The 16156-nt window shown below is 59.2% G+C and carries 14 protein-coding genes; 9 read left to right on the forward strand and 5 right to left on the reverse strand.

The window, feature by feature from the left end; all coding sequences use genetic code 11:
- The first annotated feature begins 24 nt into the window (after nucleotides 1-24).
- From flhA to QQG91_RS02410, 3 genes are all read left to right on the forward strand, one after another.
- Nucleotides 25-2157, forward strand: a complete 2133-nt coding sequence (gene flhA / locus QQG91_RS02400) for a flagellar biosynthesis protein FlhA (RefSeq protein WP_285771388.1) — start codon at nucleotides 25-27, stop codon at nucleotides 2155-2157.
- 3 nt (nucleotides 2158-2160) lie between these two features.
- Nucleotides 2161-3264: a hypothetical protein gene (locus QQG91_RS02405; protein WP_285771389.1), complete on the forward strand. Its 1104-nt coding sequence runs from the start codon at nucleotides 2161-2163 to the stop codon at nucleotides 3262-3264.
- A 61-nt stretch (nucleotides 3265-3325) separates the two neighbouring features.
- Nucleotides 3326-4051, forward strand: a complete 726-nt coding sequence (locus tag QQG91_RS02410; RefSeq protein ID WP_285771390.1) for a sigma-70 family RNA polymerase sigma factor — start codon at nucleotides 3326-3328, stop codon at nucleotides 4049-4051.
- Nucleotides 4052-4063: 12 nt separating this feature from the next.
- On the opposite strand, the gene QQG91_RS02415 is transcribed toward QQG91_RS02410, so the two are convergent.
- The 3 genes from QQG91_RS02415 to QQG91_RS02425 all read right to left on the reverse strand — a co-directional run bounded on the left by QQG91_RS02415 (nucleotide 4064) and on the right by QQG91_RS02425 (nucleotide 7511).
- Nucleotides 4064-4930, reverse strand: a complete 867-nt coding sequence (locus tag QQG91_RS02415; protein WP_285771391.1) for a hypothetical protein — start codon at nucleotides 4928-4930, stop codon at nucleotides 4064-4066.
- A 118-nt stretch (nucleotides 4931-5048) separates the two neighbouring features.
- Nucleotides 5049-5903, reverse strand: a complete 855-nt coding sequence (locus QQG91_RS02420) for an MBL fold metallo-hydrolase (protein ID WP_285771392.1) — start codon at nucleotides 5901-5903, stop codon at nucleotides 5049-5051.
- A 51-nt stretch (nucleotides 5904-5954) separates the two neighbouring features.
- The gene (locus QQG91_RS02425; RefSeq protein ID WP_285771393.1) at nucleotides 5955-7511 is read right to left on the reverse strand and encodes a 2-isopropylmalate synthase; all 1557 of its coding nucleotides are present in this window, start codon (nucleotides 7509-7511) and stop codon (nucleotides 5955-5957) included.
- A gap of 324 nt (nucleotides 7512-7835) precedes the next feature.
- On the opposite strand from QQG91_RS02425, the gene QQG91_RS02430 reads away from it, so the two are divergent.
- Entirely contained in the window at nucleotides 7836-8492 is a 657-nt protein-coding gene (locus QQG91_RS02430; protein WP_285771394.1) for an SDR family NAD(P)-dependent oxidoreductase, read from the forward strand.
- 1 nt (nucleotide 8493) lies between these two features.
- Here the strand turns inward: QQG91_RS02430 and QQG91_RS02435 are convergent, their stop codons facing one another.
- On the reverse strand, nucleotides 8494-9966 hold the full coding sequence (locus QQG91_RS02435) for an MORN repeat-containing protein (protein WP_285771395.1): 1473 nt from the start codon (nucleotides 9964-9966) through the stop codon (nucleotides 8494-8496).
- Nucleotides 9967-10100: 134 nt separating this feature from the next.
- On the opposite strand from QQG91_RS02435, the gene QQG91_RS02440 reads away from it, so the two are divergent.
- The 4 genes from QQG91_RS02440 (at nucleotide 10101) to QQG91_RS02455 (ending at nucleotide 13751) form a co-directional block, all read left to right on the forward strand.
- Nucleotides 10101-11765: an NAD+ synthase gene (locus QQG91_RS02440; protein ID WP_285771396.1), complete on the forward strand. Its 1665-nt coding sequence runs from the start codon at nucleotides 10101-10103 to the stop codon at nucleotides 11763-11765.
- Nucleotides 11766-11934: 169 nt separating this feature from the next.
- Complete coding sequence (locus QQG91_RS02445) at nucleotides 11935-12486, forward strand: 2OG-Fe(II) oxygenase (protein ID WP_285771397.1); 552 nt, start codon at nucleotides 11935-11937, stop codon at nucleotides 12484-12486.
- 106 nt (nucleotides 12487-12592) lie between these two features.
- On the forward strand, nucleotides 12593-13186 hold the full coding sequence (locus QQG91_RS02450) for an NAD(P)H-dependent oxidoreductase (protein ID WP_285771398.1): 594 nt from the start codon (nucleotides 12593-12595) through the stop codon (nucleotides 13184-13186).
- Between the two features lie 136 nt (nucleotides 13187-13322).
- Nucleotides 13323-13751 carry a DUF1801 domain-containing protein gene (locus tag QQG91_RS02455; protein WP_285771399.1) on the forward strand — a complete coding sequence of 143 codons (429 nt, stop codon included), beginning with the start codon at nucleotides 13323-13325 and terminating at the stop codon, nucleotides 13749-13751.
- Here the strand turns inward: QQG91_RS02455 and QQG91_RS02460 are convergent.
- Nucleotides 13748-14665, reverse strand: a complete 918-nt coding sequence (locus QQG91_RS02460; RefSeq protein ID WP_285771400.1) for an MBL fold metallo-hydrolase — start codon at nucleotides 14663-14665, stop codon at nucleotides 13748-13750. The two genes, QQG91_RS02455 and QQG91_RS02460, sit on opposite strands and share 4 nt — an antisense overlap.
- A gap of 156 nt (nucleotides 14666-14821) precedes the next feature.
- Between QQG91_RS02460 and gltX the strand changes: the two genes are divergently transcribed.
- On the forward strand, nucleotides 14822-16141 hold the full coding sequence (gene gltX, locus QQG91_RS02465) for a glutamate--tRNA ligase (RefSeq protein WP_285771401.1): 1320 nt from the start codon (nucleotides 14822-14824) through the stop codon (nucleotides 16139-16141).
- The last annotated feature ends 15 nt before the right edge of the window (nucleotides 16142-16156 follow it).

A 16156-nucleotide genomic window follows, 5' to 3' on the forward strand; every position in this document is an offset into this window, starting at 1 on the left:
CCCCTTCAATATGGGGGCGAAGTGATGGAAGCGCAGATCCGACCGACGATAGCGGGGCGGCTGGGCGATCTTACCTTGCCCTTGGGTATCCTTGCGATTGTGGCGATGATGGTCCTGCCGCTCCCTGTGGCGCTGCTGGATGCCTTCTTTGTCGGCAATATCCTGTTGTCTTTGCTTGTGCTGATGGTGTCGCTCCATAGCTATCGCCCGCTCGATTTTTCCAGCTTTCCCAGCATCTTGCTTATCGCGACTGTTCTGCGTCTCGCGCTGAACGTGGCCTCGACGCGCATCGTTCTGACGGATGGGCACTCTGGCTCTGCGGCGGCGGGACAGGTGATCCAGGCCTTTGGCGAATTTGTCATCGCAGGCAATTTCGTCGTTGGTCTTTTGGTCTTTGCGATCCTTGTGATCATCAACCTTGTGGTGATCACCAAGGGTGCAGGCCGTGTGTCCGAAGTGTCGGCGCGTTTCACCCTCGACGCGATGCCGGGCAAACAGATGGCGATCGATGCCGACCTTAACGCAGGTCTCATGACACCCGAAGAAGCCAAGATCCGCCGCGCGGATGTTGCTGCCGAGGCTGACTTTTACGGTGCGATGGATGGTGCCTCGAAGTTCGTCAAAGGCGACGCGATGGCGGGTATCCTGATCCTTGCGATCAACGTCATCGGCGGGATCATCATCGGCACGGCACAGCATGGCCTGAGCGCGGGCGAGGCTGCAGAAACATACGTGCTACTGTCGATCGGGGACGGTCTGGTCGCCCAGATCCCCTCGCTTCTTCTTTCCATTGCGACCGCTGTGATCGTGACGCGTGTGTCCTCGTCGCATGATATGACCAAGCTCATCGGCAAGCAGATGAACATGAGCCGCGCTTGGGTGCCTGTCGCGGGCGTCATGGCACTGCTCGGGTTTGTTCCGGGAATGCCGAACATGCTCTTTATCGTGGCTGCCGCGGGTGCGGGGGCTGTTGCCTATTTCAATCGCAACAACACCGGCGCGGATGATACCGAAGCCGTTGAAACGGAAACGCCCGAAGAAACCGAAGGTCAGGCCGAAGGCGTAACTCCCGCCGATGTCACGGACCATGCCCCGATCTCGCTCCAGATCGGGTATGGGCTCATCGGCATGGCAGGAGACGGGGGCGGCGCTCTGGTTTCGCGGATCACCGCAATCCGCAAAGATATCTCCAAAGCACTCGGCTTTGTCGTGCCCGGCGTGCGTATTCGCGACGATCTGAGCCTTGCGCCCAACCAGTATCGCATCCGCATAGGCCAGACGATCCTCGGCGAAGACATGATCTATCCCGACCGCAAACTCGCGATCCCGGGTGGTGGGTCGAGCCGCAAGCTCAAAGGTATCGAAGTCAAAGAACCGAGCTTCGGGATGGATGCCGTCTGGATTCTGCCCCATCAGGTCGCAGAGGCCGAGGCCGACGACCACGTGGTTGTCGAACCCGAGTCCGTGATTGCCACCCATATTTCGCGGGTTGTGACGATGCATGCCGCCGATCTCATCGGCCCCGACGACGTGCGGGTGCTGGTGGATACGCTGGCACAGGTGAGCCCGACCTTGGTCGAAGCGGTGGTGCCCAAGCTTGTCCCGCTCCATACACTGACGGCTGTTCTGCGTCACCTTCTGGCAGGGCGTATGCCTGTGGGCGATATGCGCCGCATCCTCGAAGGACTTTCGGAAATCGCGGATCGCAATCTTCCTGCTGCGGAGATGGCCGAATATCTGCGCCCGATGCTCTCGCCGCTTTTGCTTCAGCAAATGGGCCCGATCAGCCAGCCTATTCCGCTTGTCACGCTTGATCCCGAACTTGAACAGCTATTGATCCGCACCCGTCAGAACGGCGGTGTTGATCAAGGTCTCATCATCGAAAACGGGCTGGCCAGCACGATCATCACGAGCCTGTCCGAAGCGCTCGAAGGCGCAGCGGGCAATGGCAAACAAGCGGTCGTCGTGGTGGCCCAGCCCCTGCGCCGCGCTTTTGCCGCCTTCCTGCGACCCCATATCCCCGATGCGATCGTGCTCGGGATCAACGAGCTTCCCGAGACGCGCCGCGTCGAGGTTCTCGGAGTGATCGGCGGCGCAGCGGCGCTTCCGCGCCCAACACCACAGCCCGCCCCGCAACGTTCGCCGGTGATGGAGTAAGCCATGTCCACAATCGTAGTCAGAGCCTCGGATTCAGCACTTGCGATGGATGAAGTCATGCGTCGGTTGGGACCCAATGCCTTGATCCTGTCGACGACGAACAAGAACGGGCAGGTCGAGATCAGAGCGACGACCGAAGCGCCAAAGCCGAAGCCGCAAAAGGAAACGACAAGGCTCAAGCTGGTCGAAAGCCCGCCTCTTGCCGAGATGCCACAAGAGAAAACCGAGCTTACCTTTGCGGATGTTCTTGCCGCACGCCAAAAGGAGATCGACCGCCTTGAACACAAGTCGCCCCAAGAGACTGGCGCGCACCATGTGCCGCATGTTCTGGGGACTCTCGGCCCGTCGCTCGATCATCCCTTTGGTGGGTGGTCAGGCTATTCCCCCGACTTTCTCGCGGATTTGCGGAACGAGATCGCAACGGGCTGCGCGGACGGGATGGGGTTTGTAGCGCGGCTGGCCAAGGCCCTTGTGCTGGGCGAGAGCGAGCAGGCGACGGGACGTTTCGCGCGCACCTTGATCATCGGACCTTCGGGCGGGGGAAAGTCCCTCTTGGCGGCGCGTCTGGCGGGCGAGTGGCTTTGTGACGAGACACCTTCGACGCCGCGGATCATCGTGCCATCGCGGACTGTGCAGCTTTTCCCTGATCGCCTTGCAGGGCAGGCGCGCTTGATGGGGCTCAGGACCGAACGCCCGCTGTTGCAAGACCTTATCGCGCGCGAAGAGTGGCAAAAACCAACCGCCGCGCCGCAAATTTTCGACCTCTCCGAGATCGAGGATCTGACCCCTGACGAGCTTCAGGGTCTGATCATTGCGGGCAAGACCGAAGTCATACTTGTGCTGCCCTCGGGGATGCATCCCGCACTGATGGCGCAGAGCCTTGCCCGTTGGAAATCCTTTGCGCCGCGCGTCGCGCTCAGCCGCACCGATGCCATCTGCCCATCCCCCGAAGAGCTCTGCGCGATTGCCTCGACAGGTCTCAAACTTGGTCACGTTGCGCGCCGTTCGGGCGTTCCCGATGCCATCGTTCAAGCCGGACGGGAAACGATTGTGACTTGGGCAATTAGCTGGCTCCAAGGTCCATTCGCCGCGCAGGTGGCCCGATGATTGCAATGAGTTACCCAAGAGCGCTTCGGCGCAGTGGTTCAAACCAGAGGAGACCTCGGAAATGATCCTCACAAAAGGCTATGCCGAGCAGAGCCCGTCACCTGACAAGCTGGTCAAGGACCATATGCATATCGTGCGCAAGATCGCATGGCATATGTTCGGCCGCGTCGGTCGGCTTGTGGAAATCGAAGACCTTTTGCAAGTCGGCTACATGGGACTGATCGATGCCAGCCGACGCTATCAACCCAAAGCGGGCGCCTCTTTCGGGTCCTATGCCGCCATTCGTGTGCGCGGTTCTATTGTCGACTTTCTGCGCGATAACGCCAGCGTGTGCCGAAGCACGATCATTATGCAGCAAAAGGCCAAAGCCGCGACCGCCAAGCTCGAGCAACAGCTCATGCGCGCGCCCGAAAAGGAAGAAGTCGCCAAAGAACTCGGGATCACGGTGGGCGAACTCGAGGATTGGGAAAACCGCTTTGCCGCAGGGCAGGTCAAGTCGCTCGACGAACTTTATACCGACCAGTCAAATCTGTTTTCGGACAACATGGCGCGCACCGCCGAAGACAATATCCAGCAGATGCAGATGAAAAAGCTTTTGCGGCGTGCGCTTGGCCAGCTTCCTGAGCGAGAGGCTCTCCTTCTTCAGCTTTACTATGTGGAAGAGCTGAACGTCTATGAAATTGCAGAAGTGCTCGGGGTAACGACGGGACGCGTCTCGCAAATCAAAAAAGCCGCAGTGGAGCGGCTTCGTAAATTCATTACAGAGATGGAAGAAGGGGGCGCTTAGGCCCCCTTCTTTTTAGATCGTAAACGCGGGCATCACCGACGCACCCGCTGCGATACGGCGCGCCCATGCATCGATGTCCTTGCCGAACATGGAGCGGGGATCGGTGAGAACGGACAAGAGGCCTTCGACCGCGATGAATTTGATCTTCTCGACGGGGTCCATATCGCCACGGTCGAACGGGGACCAGTTCTGGCCGCCCAGACGCACTTCGCTCTTGGTGTCTTCCAGTCGGATATACCATTCGAAGCCATACAGATCGAAGGCTTCGATGTTCTTGCCCATGTCCAGATCACGGCGCTGGATCATGTGCATGCGGATATATTCGCGTGTTGTATCGAAAGTCAGTTTGATGATTTCGGATGCGATGGAGGACCAGCCGTTCTCGACCGTGTTGGACAGTTCGATCCACTCGCCGCCTTCTTGCGGACGGAAGGCGAGCATTTCGAGCGCTTCGATCTCTCCGATGACATAGTCATGGGTGCCGATACGCAGGCGTGCGATCGGTTCGGGAAGATTGTTGGCAATCGCAGGGCTCGGCGTGCGCGCGACGACGTCGTGCGCGGGATCGTGACTTCGGCGCGGGCCGGAACTCACATAATCACCGTTGCTGAACTCATCGAGTATTCCGCAGGCCGAAGGGGTCAAGACAAACTCGTTCCCGCGCAGGTCGGCAAGACCCGCAATGCGCATGGAGGTTTGTTCAACGGCGGTCGCATGACCATTTGCCGCCATGCGCAAAAGGCCGACCAGAACGTGCGAGGCCGCACCCGGATCGTGCTCGCGAACGGCGGAGATGAGATCGAGAAGATCTGCAGCCGTGTAGAGCTTTCTTGGAGCTGCGGCGGCGCTGTTATCTTTACTTTGGGCAGCAGTCTGCATGTGGCTATACTTTCCTTGTGACAGGTTCGGAAAGTGTAACGTTCTGTTTTGCCACTTTGTTTAGGACTAAGTGCGGAATTCAACCTTTGAACCCCGCGCCTAGCCTTTCGGTCACAGGCTAGAACTCAATGATCATTCCGTCGCGTCCCAAATGGAGCATACCGTCAAAAACCGGACGGATTTCTTCGATCCAATGCTCTTGGGTGAATGCAGGGTCGTCGCTCGGGATAAGATGGTGGAGGGCGAGCGCGGGAACTTTGGCGCGCGCTGCGATCCTGGCGACTTCTTGGGCCGAAGAGTGCGAGCGCTCCAGATGGATGCGCAACCGATCATCCCCGTTTCCGACGCGGGCACAAAGGGCAGCAATCCCTTCGGACAGCATGGCTTCGTGGATCAAGAGGTCGGACCCTGCGGCAAAGCCCACCATGTCTTGGATCGGTGCGGTATCTCCCGAAAAGGTGACGGATTTCCCTTTATGATCGAAGCGGAGCGCGAAACTGTCCACAAGGGGCGGGTGCTGGTTGCGGATCGCGGACACCTTGATATCGAACAGCGTGAACGCTTCGGCCTCCAGCTTTTGCAAGGCTACGAGAGAGCCGAGATCGGGGCGCCCCTCATCCGCGATACGCAGGGCGATATCCGCCTCCATCGACGCCAGAAACCCGCGCCAATACGCGCCAAGTCCCTCGGGGCCATAGATCGGAATGGGGGTCTTGAGCCCTGCGGTCCATGCCGTGTGGATCAGCGGGCCGAGTTCCAGATAATGGTCGGAGTGCAGATGCGTGATGAAAATGGCATCGATCCCCGTCAGGGGAACGCCTGCATCACAAATCCCGCGCGTCACCCCCAAGCCTGCATCGATGACGATGGTCTTGCCGCCGAGCCGCAAGAGGCTCGACGTCGGCATTGGGGTGCCGGGGCGAATGGCGGGGCCGCCTTTGGTGCCCAGCAATGTCACTGAGGAATGGGTCATTTGCGTTTGCCTGAAAGAAAAAGGGCCGGCACATCGGCCGGCCCCTTATGCTTAGATGTCTTTGTAGTTGATCTCTTTGACGTCTTCGCCGGGTGCGGATTTTTCGCGGCGCACAATCAGGCGGTTGATCGCATTGAGATAAGCCTTGGCCGAGGCCACAACGGTATCGGTGTCAGCAGACTGGCCCGTGGCAATGCGGCCCTGTTCCTCAAGGCGCACCGAAACGGTTGCCTGCGCATCGGTGCCTTCGGTTACGGCGTGCACCTGATAAAGCTGCAAGCGGCCGCCATGGGGGAAGATTTCCTTGATCGCGTTGAAGGTCGCATCGACAGGGCCGTCGCCGTTGGACTTGATCGACTTTTCCTCGCCGCCCACAACGAGCGTCAATTCTGCCGTCTGCGGACCTTCGGTGCCGCAAACCACGCGGAGCGACTTGAGCTTGAGGTGGTCTTCGACGGTTTCGTTCTGGGTCACGAGCGCGATGATGTCGTCGTCAAAGACTTCTTTCTTGCGGTCGGCGAGATCCTTGAATCGCACGAAGAGATCGTTGAGCTGGTTGTCGGCCATCGAGTGGCCGAGGCTGTCGAGCTTGGCGCGGAGTGCCGCGCGGCCCGAATGTTTGCCCAAGGGGAGCGACGTGCCGGCCAAACCCACGTCTTCGGGACGCATGATCTCGAAGGTTTCCTTGTTCTTGAGCATACCGTCCTGATGGATGCCGGACTCGTGCGAGAAGGCGTTTTTGCCGACGATCGCCTTGTTGAACTGGACAGGGAAGCCCGAAGCGGTGGACACGCGCCGCGAGATGTTCATGAGTTTGGTGGTTTCAACATTGGTGTAGAACGGCATGATGTCGCCGCGCACCTTGAGCGCCATGACAACTTCTTCAAGCGCGGTGTTGCCTGCGCGTTCACCAAGGCCGTTGACGGTGCATTCGATCTGGCGCGCACCGCCCGCAACCGCGGCAAGGGCGTTGGCGGTCGCCATGCCAAGGTCGTTATGACAGTGGGTCGCAAAGATCACATCATCCGCCCCGGGAACGGTCTCGATCAAGCGCTTGATGAGATCGGCGCTTTCCATCGGCGCGGTATAGCCCACGGTGTCGGGAATGTTGATCGTGGTCGCACCTGCTTTGATCGCAATCTCGATTACGCGGCAGAGGTAATCCCACTCGGTCCGCGTTGCATCCATCGGCGACCACTGGACGTTGTCGCAGAGGTTGCGGGCATGGGTGACGGTCTCGTGAATGCGCTCTGCCATCTCGTCCATGGTAAGGTTCGGAATGGCGCGGTGAAGAGGCGATGTGCCGATAAAGGTGTGGATACGGCCCGAGCCTGCGGGGCGGATTGCCTCGGCGCAGCGTTCGATGTCCTTGAAGTTCGCGCGGGCAAGTCCGCAGATCGTCGAATTCTTGGAGCGCTTGGCGATCTCGTGAACGGCGCGGAAATCCCCTTCGGAGGCGATGGGGAAGCCTGCTTCGATAATATCGACGCCCATATCGTCAAGAAGCTCGGCGATTTCGAGCTTTTCGTCATGGGTCATGGTTGCGCCGGGGGATTGCTCGCCGTCACGCAATGTGGTGTCAAAAATCAACACGCGGTCTTTGGTCATCTGGATAGTCCTTTTCTTTCCTTAGCTGGTTCGTCCGGCGCTGAAACCCCTCTGAGCGGTCGCGCCGACAGGCACGCTCAGAGGCGGCTAAGGAGAAGTAGACCAAGCGAACGCAGTGCACCGCGCGGGCGGGCAACAGGGGTGATATGTGCGTTACTGGTCATAGCGGCGACTATACGCACGATTCTCCTGAGGAAAAGACCTCATTTGCATAAGCGGACGGGAAAGTGGCACTTTGCCTGTCCCGGTCTGCGGCGCACTTTCTCAATCGCGTCTGACTTCGGCGCTCTGGATAAATCTCGGATGCGTTCTAGCTTGGGAATTATGGAGAGAACACTTGTCATAGGCGCCTCTGGCGGGATCGGTGCGGCACTGGCACAGTCGCTTGACGGCGATGTTGTGCGTCTGTCGCGCAAAGACCATGGCTTCGACGTGCGCAACCCCGAAGCCGCGGAAACGATGCTCGGTCAGATCGAGGGCCCCTTCACACGGGTCATCGTGGCGCTTGGTATCCTTGCGCCCCAAGGGGCCAAGCCCGAAAAATCACTTGCCGCGATCGAAGCCGAGGTGATGGCCGAAACATTCGCCGTCAATGCGATCGGCCCTGCTTTGATCCTGAAACATCTGCCTCGATGGCTTCCCAAGGATCAAAAAGCCGTGGTCGGCGTGCTCTCTGCTAGGGTGGGGTCCATCGGAGACAATCGGGTCGGGGGCTGGCATTCCTATCGCGCGTCCAAAGCCGCTCTGAACCAGCTTATCCGCTGTGCCTCTATCGAATTGCAGCGCACACACAAACAGGCGGTGCTCATCGCGCTCCATCCCGGAACGGTCGCGACAGAGTTCACGCGTGACTATGCAGGTCGCCATCCGACGGTTGCGCCCGAAGTTGCTGCGCGGAACCTTTTGACGGTTCTGGACGGCGCAACGCCCGACATGACGGGCGGCTTTTACGATTACGCGGGCGAGACGATCCCCTGGTAGGTTATTGGTCGCTCGGCACGGGGGCGGCATCCTGTGCCGTCTCGGTGGTGGTACCTGCGGGCGTCGTCGCGTTCTGCGTCACAAGCGCACCGTCTTCCCAGTTGCCCGAAGTGGTTTCGCCGGACGCATAGACCATCGTGCCGCTGCCTTGGCGACGACCCGAGCGGAACTGGCCTTCGTAGATGTCGCCGTTCGCATAAGTCGCTTTGCCCAGACCCGAAATCTCACCGTTTTCCCAAGCGCCAACATAGGTAAAGCCGTCGGGCATGGTCATCGTGCCCGTGCCGTGACGCTGGCCGTCGAGGAATTCTCCCTCGTAAACCGTGCCGTCAGCATAGGTGGCGATGCCTGTGCCGCTCCGCTGGCCGTTTTCCCAAGAGCCGTCATAGGAATAGCCGTCAGGATAGGTCATTTTGCCTTTGCCGTGGTTTTTGGCGTTCAGGAACTCGCCCACATAGGTGAGCCCGTTGGGATAGATCGCTGTGCCGAAACCGTTGATCACCCCGTTTTGCCATTCCCCGTCATAGGTCGCCCCGTCGGGATAGGTGATCTTGCCCGAGCCATGGGCGAGACCATCAAGGAAAGACCCTGCATAAACCGATCCGTCGGGATAGGTGACTTGGCCTTGACCTTCGATGCGCCCCTCGGTCCATGCGCCGATGTAGATATATCCGTCGGTGCCCGTAAATGTGCCTTGGCCGTGGCGACGATCATCCTTGAAGCCGCCGCTATAGGTGTCGCCGTTGGCATAGGTCACAACGCCCAGACCCTCGCGGCGACCCGCAACGAGATCGCCCTCGTATACGTCGCCGTTCGATTGCACGAGACGGCCTTTGCCCTCGATCTGACCGTTGACCCAAGTCCCCTCGTAGATCAGCCCGTCGGCCATGGTCAGAGTGCCTTGGCCTTCGCGTTCGTCATTGGCGAGCATGCCGTCATAAACCGCACCGTCGGGATAGGTGATCTTGCCCTGACCCTCTTTGACGCCGTTGACCCAAGGCCCCGTATAGGCATAGCCCGAAGGGGCCGTCATCGTGCCGATACCGTGGTGCATGGCGTTGCGGAATGCGCCTTCGTAGGTGATCCCGTTGGCATAGGTCGCAATGCCTTGGCCCGTGATGTTGCCGTCGAGCCAGTCCCCTTCGTAGGTGCCGCCATCGGCGAATGTGATCTTGCCCGTGCCGTTGGGTTTGCCCGCGGCGAAGTCGCCTTCGTAGATGGACCCGTTGGGAAAGACCGCCTTTCCCTGACCGCGGATTTCGCCTTCGACCCAAGTGCCGACATATTCGTAGCCGTTGGGGAGGCGATAGGTGCCCGTGCCGTGCTGTTTGCCGTTCAGGAATTCGCCTTCATAGACGCCGCCGTCTTCGTATTGCTTGGTCTGGACGCTCTGCGCCGACGCAGGTGATGCCAGCAGCACACTTGAAACCAGAGTAGCGGTAAGACTGCCCAAAACTGCCCGATTACGAGTCATATTCAGAAATTCCATACATTTGCTGCGCAAGACTAGTGCACCGGCCGACCCGAGACAACGCCCAAGGTATTCAATCGGCTTTTCCTCGCCCTTTAATCTGGTAAAGGTTTTGCGATCAAGTTTGTAGGACACCGATGACCGAGACCTTCCGAATTACTCTGGCCCAGCTCAACCCTGCCGTGGGGGATCTTGAGGGGAATGCCGCCAAAGCGCGTGCCGCATGGCAAGAGGCCAAAGAGGCCGGAGCCGATATGATCGCATTCCCCGAGATGTTCATCGCGGGTTATTCGACGCAAGACTTGGTTATGAAACCCGCTTTCCACCATGCGGCAATGGCGCGGATCGAGGCTTTGGCGGCGGAATGTTCGGATGGGCCGATCCTTGCCATCGGTGGGCCCTTTTTTGACAAGGGCCGGCTCTATAACGCCTATCATATATGCAAGGGTGGCAAAGTCGTCGCGCGGCAGCTCAAGCATTTCCTACCCAATTACAACGTCTTCGACGAAGTGCGCCAGTTCAATCGCGGCGCGATCCAAGGCCCCTATGATGCGGGTCCGCTGCGCATAGGCTCGCCCATTTGCGAGGATGCGTGGTTCCCCGATGTCGCCGAGGCCATGTGCGAAAGCGGCGCCGAGCTGCTCGTCGTGCCCAATGGTTCGCCCTACTATCGCGGCAAGTTCGACCGCCGCATGAACCACATGGTGGCCCGCGTTGTCGAAAACGACGTGCCTATGGTCTATGTCAATATGGCCGGCGGTCAGGACGATCAGGCCTTTGATGGCGGGTCCTTCGTGCTTAATCGTGGCGGAAAACTCGCCGTGCAGCTCCCCGTATTCGAAGAGATGCTGGCCCATGTCGATTTCATCCGCACCGAAGAGGGTTGGGTCGCAGAGGAAGGCCCCAAAGCGCTCTATCCCAGCGAATGGGAACAGGATTACCGCGCTATGGTGATGACGCTGCGCGATTACCTTGGAAAGACGGGCTTCAAAAAGGTCCTTTTGGGTCTTTCGGGCGGGATCGACTCGGCGCTGGTGGCGACGATTGCCGTGGATGCATTGGGGAGCGATAATGTGCGCTGCATCATGCTGCCCTCGGAATATACCTCCCAAGGCTCGCTGGACGACGCGGAGGATATCGCCAAACGGCTTGGGGTCCGCTATGACTATGTGCCGATTTCCGGCCCGCGAGCGGCCGTGACCGAGGCGCTCGGACCTCTGTTCGAGGGAAAGAAACCCGACCTTACCGAGGAAAATATCCAATCCCGTTTGCGCGGTCTTCTCTTGATGGCGATGTCCAACAAGTTCGGTGAAATGCTCCTTACTACGGGCAATAAGTCCGAAGTCGCGGTCGGCTATGCCACGATTTATGGGGACATGAACGGCGGCTATAATCCGATCAAGGATCTCTACAAAACACGCGTCTTCGAAACCTGCCGCTGGCGCAATGCCAATCATCGCGATTGGATGCATGGCCCCGAGGGCGAAGTGATCCCTGTCGCGATCATCGACAAGCCGCCTTCGGCAGAGCTTCGTCCCGATCAGAAGGACGAGGACAGCCTCCCGCCGTATCCCGTTCTGGATGCGATCCTTGATTTGTTGGTGGATCAGGACGCGAGCGTCGAAGACTGTGTCGCCAAAGGCTATGATTACGACACTGTCAAGCGCGTCGAGCATCTTGTCTATATCAGCGAATACAAGCGGTTCCAGTCCGCGCCCGGAACGCGGCTGACCAAGCGGGCGTTCTGGCTCGATCGTCGCTATCCGATCGCGAACCGGTTCAGGGATGCCTCGGGGGTCTGAGGACCGATCCACATCGGTTGGGGCCCTGTGACATCGCTGCAATAGCGTTTAGGCAGATCGAAGCTGCGCTGCGCATCGAGCTTTGCCTGTAGGGGCGCTTTCGCTAATGCGCATCAAGGGAAACGAGAACATCGTTTCCCGACCTTTCTTACATTTTGGACCACGGCCAATGTTGACCATCTACTCGGTGCCCGAGGCGTTTTCGCCTGCTGAATGTGACCGCATTCTCGAGACTTTCCGCTCTGCACCCGCGAGTGATGCGCGGCTGGTCGGTCAGCGCGAAAACCATAATTTCCGCCGCGCCGATCTTGTCTGGCTTGATGATGTCGAAGGCACGGAATGGGTCACGGACCGCATTGTGGATCTGGTCCGCGTTGCGAACCGCGAGGTGTTCAATTTCGACATTTCGGACATCGCGGAAAGTCCGCAAGTCGCCCGTTACGGAGCCGAGCGTCAGGGGCACTTTGTCTGGCACTCCGACATCGGCGAGGGTCAGGTGGCCGCGAAGCGCAAGCTGACCATGGTGGTCCAACTCTCTGAGCCAGAGGCCTATGAGGGCGGCTTGCTCGAACTTTGGCCCTCGGCTGAGGCGCGGGTGGCGGTCAAGGATCGCGGCTCGATCACCTTTTTCCCGAGCTATATGCTCCACCGCGTCACCCCCGTAACCAAGGGCGAGCGCTTTTCGATGACACAATGGGCGCATGGGCCTGTGTTCCGCTGAAATACACCTTTGCATTGGCGCACAGAGAGTTTGCGCCAATGTGCGAGGACAAGTTCATGACGAGTGACTAACTCTTTGCTGGAAGACACGCAAAGGAGTCCACGACATGGCAACGCCGAAAATCACCATCGCATTCTATTCGACCTACGGCACCAACCACGGTATCGCTGCGGCTGCGGCCAAGGCGGCTGAAGAAGCGGGCGCCGAAGTGCGTCTGCGCCGCATTCCCGAAACCGCCCCAAAAGAGGTCGTAGAGGGTCAGGACGCATGGAAAGCCCAAGCCGAGCGCGCCTCGGATATCGAAGTGATCAGCCCCGATGACCTCAAGTGGGCCGATGGTCTCTTCATCAGCTCGCCCACCCGTTACGGCGGTATGGCTTCGCAGACCCGCGCGTGGCTCGACACGCTCGGCGGCCTTTGGATGGAAGGTGCATTGGTGAACAAGACCGTCACCGTGACCGCCTCGGCCCAGAACAAGAACGGCGGCACCGAAGGTGCGATCCAGCAGACCTATGTCTCGGCCATGCACTTCGGCATGATCCCTGTCGTGCCGGGCTATGCCGATGGCGTGAAGTTCGAAGACGGCGGCAACCCCTATGGTTTCTCGACCCAGCCCGGCGAGCTGTCGGAAGTCGGCGCCAAGTCGGTTGCCTATCAGGCGAAGCGTCTGGTCGAAGTGACCGCCAAGCTTATCGCCTGATCTGATCGGGTGTCATAATCAAACGGAGCGGCCCCATTCGGGGCCGCATTCCTTTTGCGCTGCATCCGGGGATGCAGCAGATTGGTCTTTGTGCCCCGCCAAGTCTCACTTAGGTTGATCCTATGAGAGGTGTGGCATGGCAGAAAACAAGACGAGACCCACGGACACTTCGGTTGTGCAGTTTCTCGGGCAGACCGAGAACCCCAAGCGCCGCGCCGATGCCTTTGCGCTCGACGCCCTTTTCCGGCGGGTTACGGGGTTCAAACCCAAGATGTGGGGCCCCTCGATGGTGGGGTATGGGTCCTATCATTACATCTATGACAGCGGACGACAGGGCGATTTCCTTGCCACCGGCTTTGCGCCTCGCAAGGCGAACCTCTCGATTTATATCATGCCCGGATATCAGGACTATTCCGCCATTCTCGCGCTGCTGGGCAAGCATAAGACGGGCAAGTCCTGTCTCTATGTGAATAACCTCGAGGACATTGACCTTGATGTCCTCGAGACGTTGATCCGCACCGGACTTGCCGATCTTGGGGCCAAATGGCCGGTGACGCCGACCTAGCCCATCAATTGATAGCTATGGGGGACAAAGTGATAGCCCTCGCCGCGCGTCTCGACATAACCCAGTCCGGGGAAGGGCATGTGATATCCGATCAGCGGGATTTGATCCGCAGAGGCCATGTCGAACAGGCGTCTGCGGGTCGCGGCCGCCGCGGCTTTGTCCATGTCGAAACGGACTTCCCAATCGGGGTGGGCGAGCGAATAGACATAGTGGTTGGCGGTATCGGCCATCAGCAAGAGCTGTTTGCCGCCCGACTCCAGCATATAGGCCATGTGACCGGGCGTATGGCCTGCGGCGAGCATCGCGGTGATGCCCGAACGAACGGAGCCGCCATCGGACAAAAAGGTCATCTTGTCGGCCAGCGGGCGCACGTTTCCTTCGAAACCGTCGTTCGCCGCGCCTGCCCAGTGGTCGTATTCGACCTGACCCGTCACATAGGCCGCATTCTCAAACGTCGGGGCCCCGTCCTGCATCAACCCGCCGATGTGATCGCCGTGCATATGTGTCAGCACCACATGGGTGATGTCCGAAGGCGTATATCCCGCAGCGGCAAGAGCATGGGTGATGCCGCCTGCGTTGAGGCCTGTGTCGAAGAGGATGCGCTCTTCGCCCGTGTCCACAAGGGTCGGTGTGAAGAAAAATTGGGCCATATCCTCGGGCAAGAACGCCTCTTTGCTCACGCGGCTGAACTCCTCATCCGATACATTGAGGCCGAAGATGCTGTGCGGGTCCTCGCGCGGGGTGGAGCCGGCGAGAAGCGTCGTCACTTTGAATTCGCCAAGTGCAAAACTGCGGTGGGTCGGGAGAGCAGGTGTCATATGGGCCTCTGCAAAAGCGCGTTGTGCAAAAAGGGACGTCGCCAAAAACGGCGAGGCCAGTCCGGTTGCAAGAAGGTGTCGTCTCGAAAGTTTCATTTCAATCCTCCAACTAAAGCGGAAAGCCCGCATGTCTATAGGTTTAGTGCTTGGCTTGGGATTCCACTTCACAATCGAGTTACTTCCTGAGGAAAACTGCTTCATATGGACAAAAGGCTCGTGATGTGAAAGAGGCTCCCTCAACAGGAGATGATCATGACAACGACCCGTTTCGCCCCTTCGCCGACCGGCTGGATGCACATCGGCAACCTTCGCGCTGCTTTGATGAATTTCGCCATTGCCCGACAAAACGGCGGGACGTTCATTCTTCGGATCGATGATACCGATCAAGAGCGCTCCAAGCCCGAATACGTTGACGGGATCAAGGATGCACTCACGTGGCTTGGGATCACTTGGGACCGGATCGAGTATCAGTCGGCGCGGCTCGCGCAATACGAGGCCGCCAAAGCCAAGCTCATCGACATGGGCCGTCTTTACGAATGCTTCGAAACTCCGGTCGAGCTCGATCTCAAGCGCAAGAAGCAACTCAACATGGGTAAACCCCCGGTCTATGACCGCGCGGCGCTTGATCTGAGCGAAGAGGAAAAGGACCGTCTGCGTGCCGAGCGTGGCTCGCATTGGCGGTTCAAACTGGACCGCGAGCGGATCGAATGGACCGACGGTATTCTCGGCCCGATCTCGATTGATGCCGCTTCGGTTTCCGATCCTGTTTTGATCAAGGAAAGCGGTCAGTTCCTCTATACTCTCGCTTCGGTCGTGGATGATGTCGAGTTCGGCATCACCAACGTCGTGCGCGGCTCTGACCATGTGACCAATACCGCGACCCAGATCCAGATGATCAAGGCTCTGGGCGGCACTGTGCCCGAATTTGCGCACCACTCGCTTTTGACGGGTCCGCAGGGCGAGGCACTGTCCAAGCGTCTCGGCACGCTGGCGCTCAAGGATCTTCGTGCGCGCGGGATCGAGCCGATGGCGGTGATGAGCCTTATGGCACGTCTCGGCTCGGCTGATCCTGTCGAATTGCGCGCAACCGTTCAGGAGGTGATCGACGGTTTCGACGTGTCGAAATTCGGCGCGGCTCCGACCAAGTTCGATCCTGCCGATCTCGAGCCGCTGACCGCGCGGATCATCGGAAACAAGCCATTCGAAGAGGTGGCCGATCAGGTTGCCGCGCTTGGCGTTCCTGCCGAAATCGCACCGCGTTTCTGGGAGGTTGTCCGCGCGAACATTACCTTCCTGTCCGAAATGCCCGAGTGGTGGGAGCTTTTCTCCAAAGGCGCGACGCCGGATGTCGATGCCGAGGATCAGGAGTTCATCGCCACCGCTTTTTCAATGCTGGGCGAGCCGCCCTATACCGCCGCGACTTGGGGCGACTGGACCAACGCGGTCAAGGACGCCACGGGTCGCAAAGGCAAGGGGCTCTTTATGCCTCTGCGCAAGGCCGTAACGGGCCGCGCCAAAGGACCCGAAATGGCGGATGTCATGGAGCTGATGCAGGTCAAGCCGAGCCTCTGAGCCAACCGCCGAAAG

The organism is Marivivens sp. LCG002 (assembly GCF_030264275.1).
In the GTDB taxonomy this organism is placed as follows: domain Bacteria; phylum Pseudomonadota; class Alphaproteobacteria; order Rhodobacterales; family Rhodobacteraceae; genus Marivivens.

Excerpts from the sequence above, each read along its gene's own strand:
- flhA (WP_285771388.1), top strand. The coding sequence starts at position 25 with ATGGAAGCGCAGATCCGACCGACGATAGCGGGGCGGCTGGGCGATCTT.
- QQG91_RS02405 (WP_285771389.1), top strand. The coding sequence starts at position 2,161 with ATGTCCACAATCGTAGTCAGAGCCTCGGATTCAGCACTTGCGATGGAT.
- QQG91_RS02410 (WP_285771390.1), top strand. The coding sequence starts at position 3,326 with ATGATCCTCACAAAAGGCTATGCCGAGCAGAGCCCGTCACCTGACAAG.
- QQG91_RS02415 (WP_285771391.1), bottom strand. The coding sequence starts at position 4,930 with ATGCAGACTGCTGCCCAAAGTAAAGATAACAGCGCCGCCGCAGCTCCA.
- QQG91_RS02420 (WP_285771392.1), bottom strand. The coding sequence starts at position 5,903 with ATGACCCATTCCTCAGTGACATTGCTGGGCACCAAAGGCGGCCCCGCC.
- QQG91_RS02425 (WP_285771393.1), bottom strand. The coding sequence starts at position 7,511 with ATGACCAAAGACCGCGTGTTGATTTTTGACACCACATTGCGTGACGGC.
- QQG91_RS02430 (WP_285771394.1), top strand. The coding sequence starts at position 7,836 with ATGGAGAGAACACTTGTCATAGGCGCCTCTGGCGGGATCGGTGCGGCA.
- QQG91_RS02435 (WP_285771395.1), bottom strand. The coding sequence starts at position 9,966 with ATGACTCGTAATCGGGCAGTTTTGGGCAGTCTTACCGCTACTCTGGTT.
- QQG91_RS02440 (WP_285771396.1), top strand. The coding sequence starts at position 10,101 with ATGACCGAGACCTTCCGAATTACTCTGGCCCAGCTCAACCCTGCCGTG.
- QQG91_RS02445 (WP_285771397.1), top strand. The coding sequence starts at position 11,935 with ATGTTGACCATCTACTCGGTGCCCGAGGCGTTTTCGCCTGCTGAATGT.
- QQG91_RS02450 (WP_285771398.1), top strand. The coding sequence starts at position 12,593 with ATGGCAACGCCGAAAATCACCATCGCATTCTATTCGACCTACGGCACC.
- QQG91_RS02455 (WP_285771399.1), top strand. The coding sequence starts at position 13,323 with ATGGCAGAAAACAAGACGAGACCCACGGACACTTCGGTTGTGCAGTTT.
- QQG91_RS02460 (WP_285771400.1), bottom strand. The coding sequence starts at position 14,665 with ATGAAACTTTCGAGACGACACCTTCTTGCAACCGGACTGGCCTCGCCG.
- gltX (WP_285771401.1), top strand. The coding sequence starts at position 14,822 with ATGACAACGACCCGTTTCGCCCCTTCGCCGACCGGCTGGATGCACATC.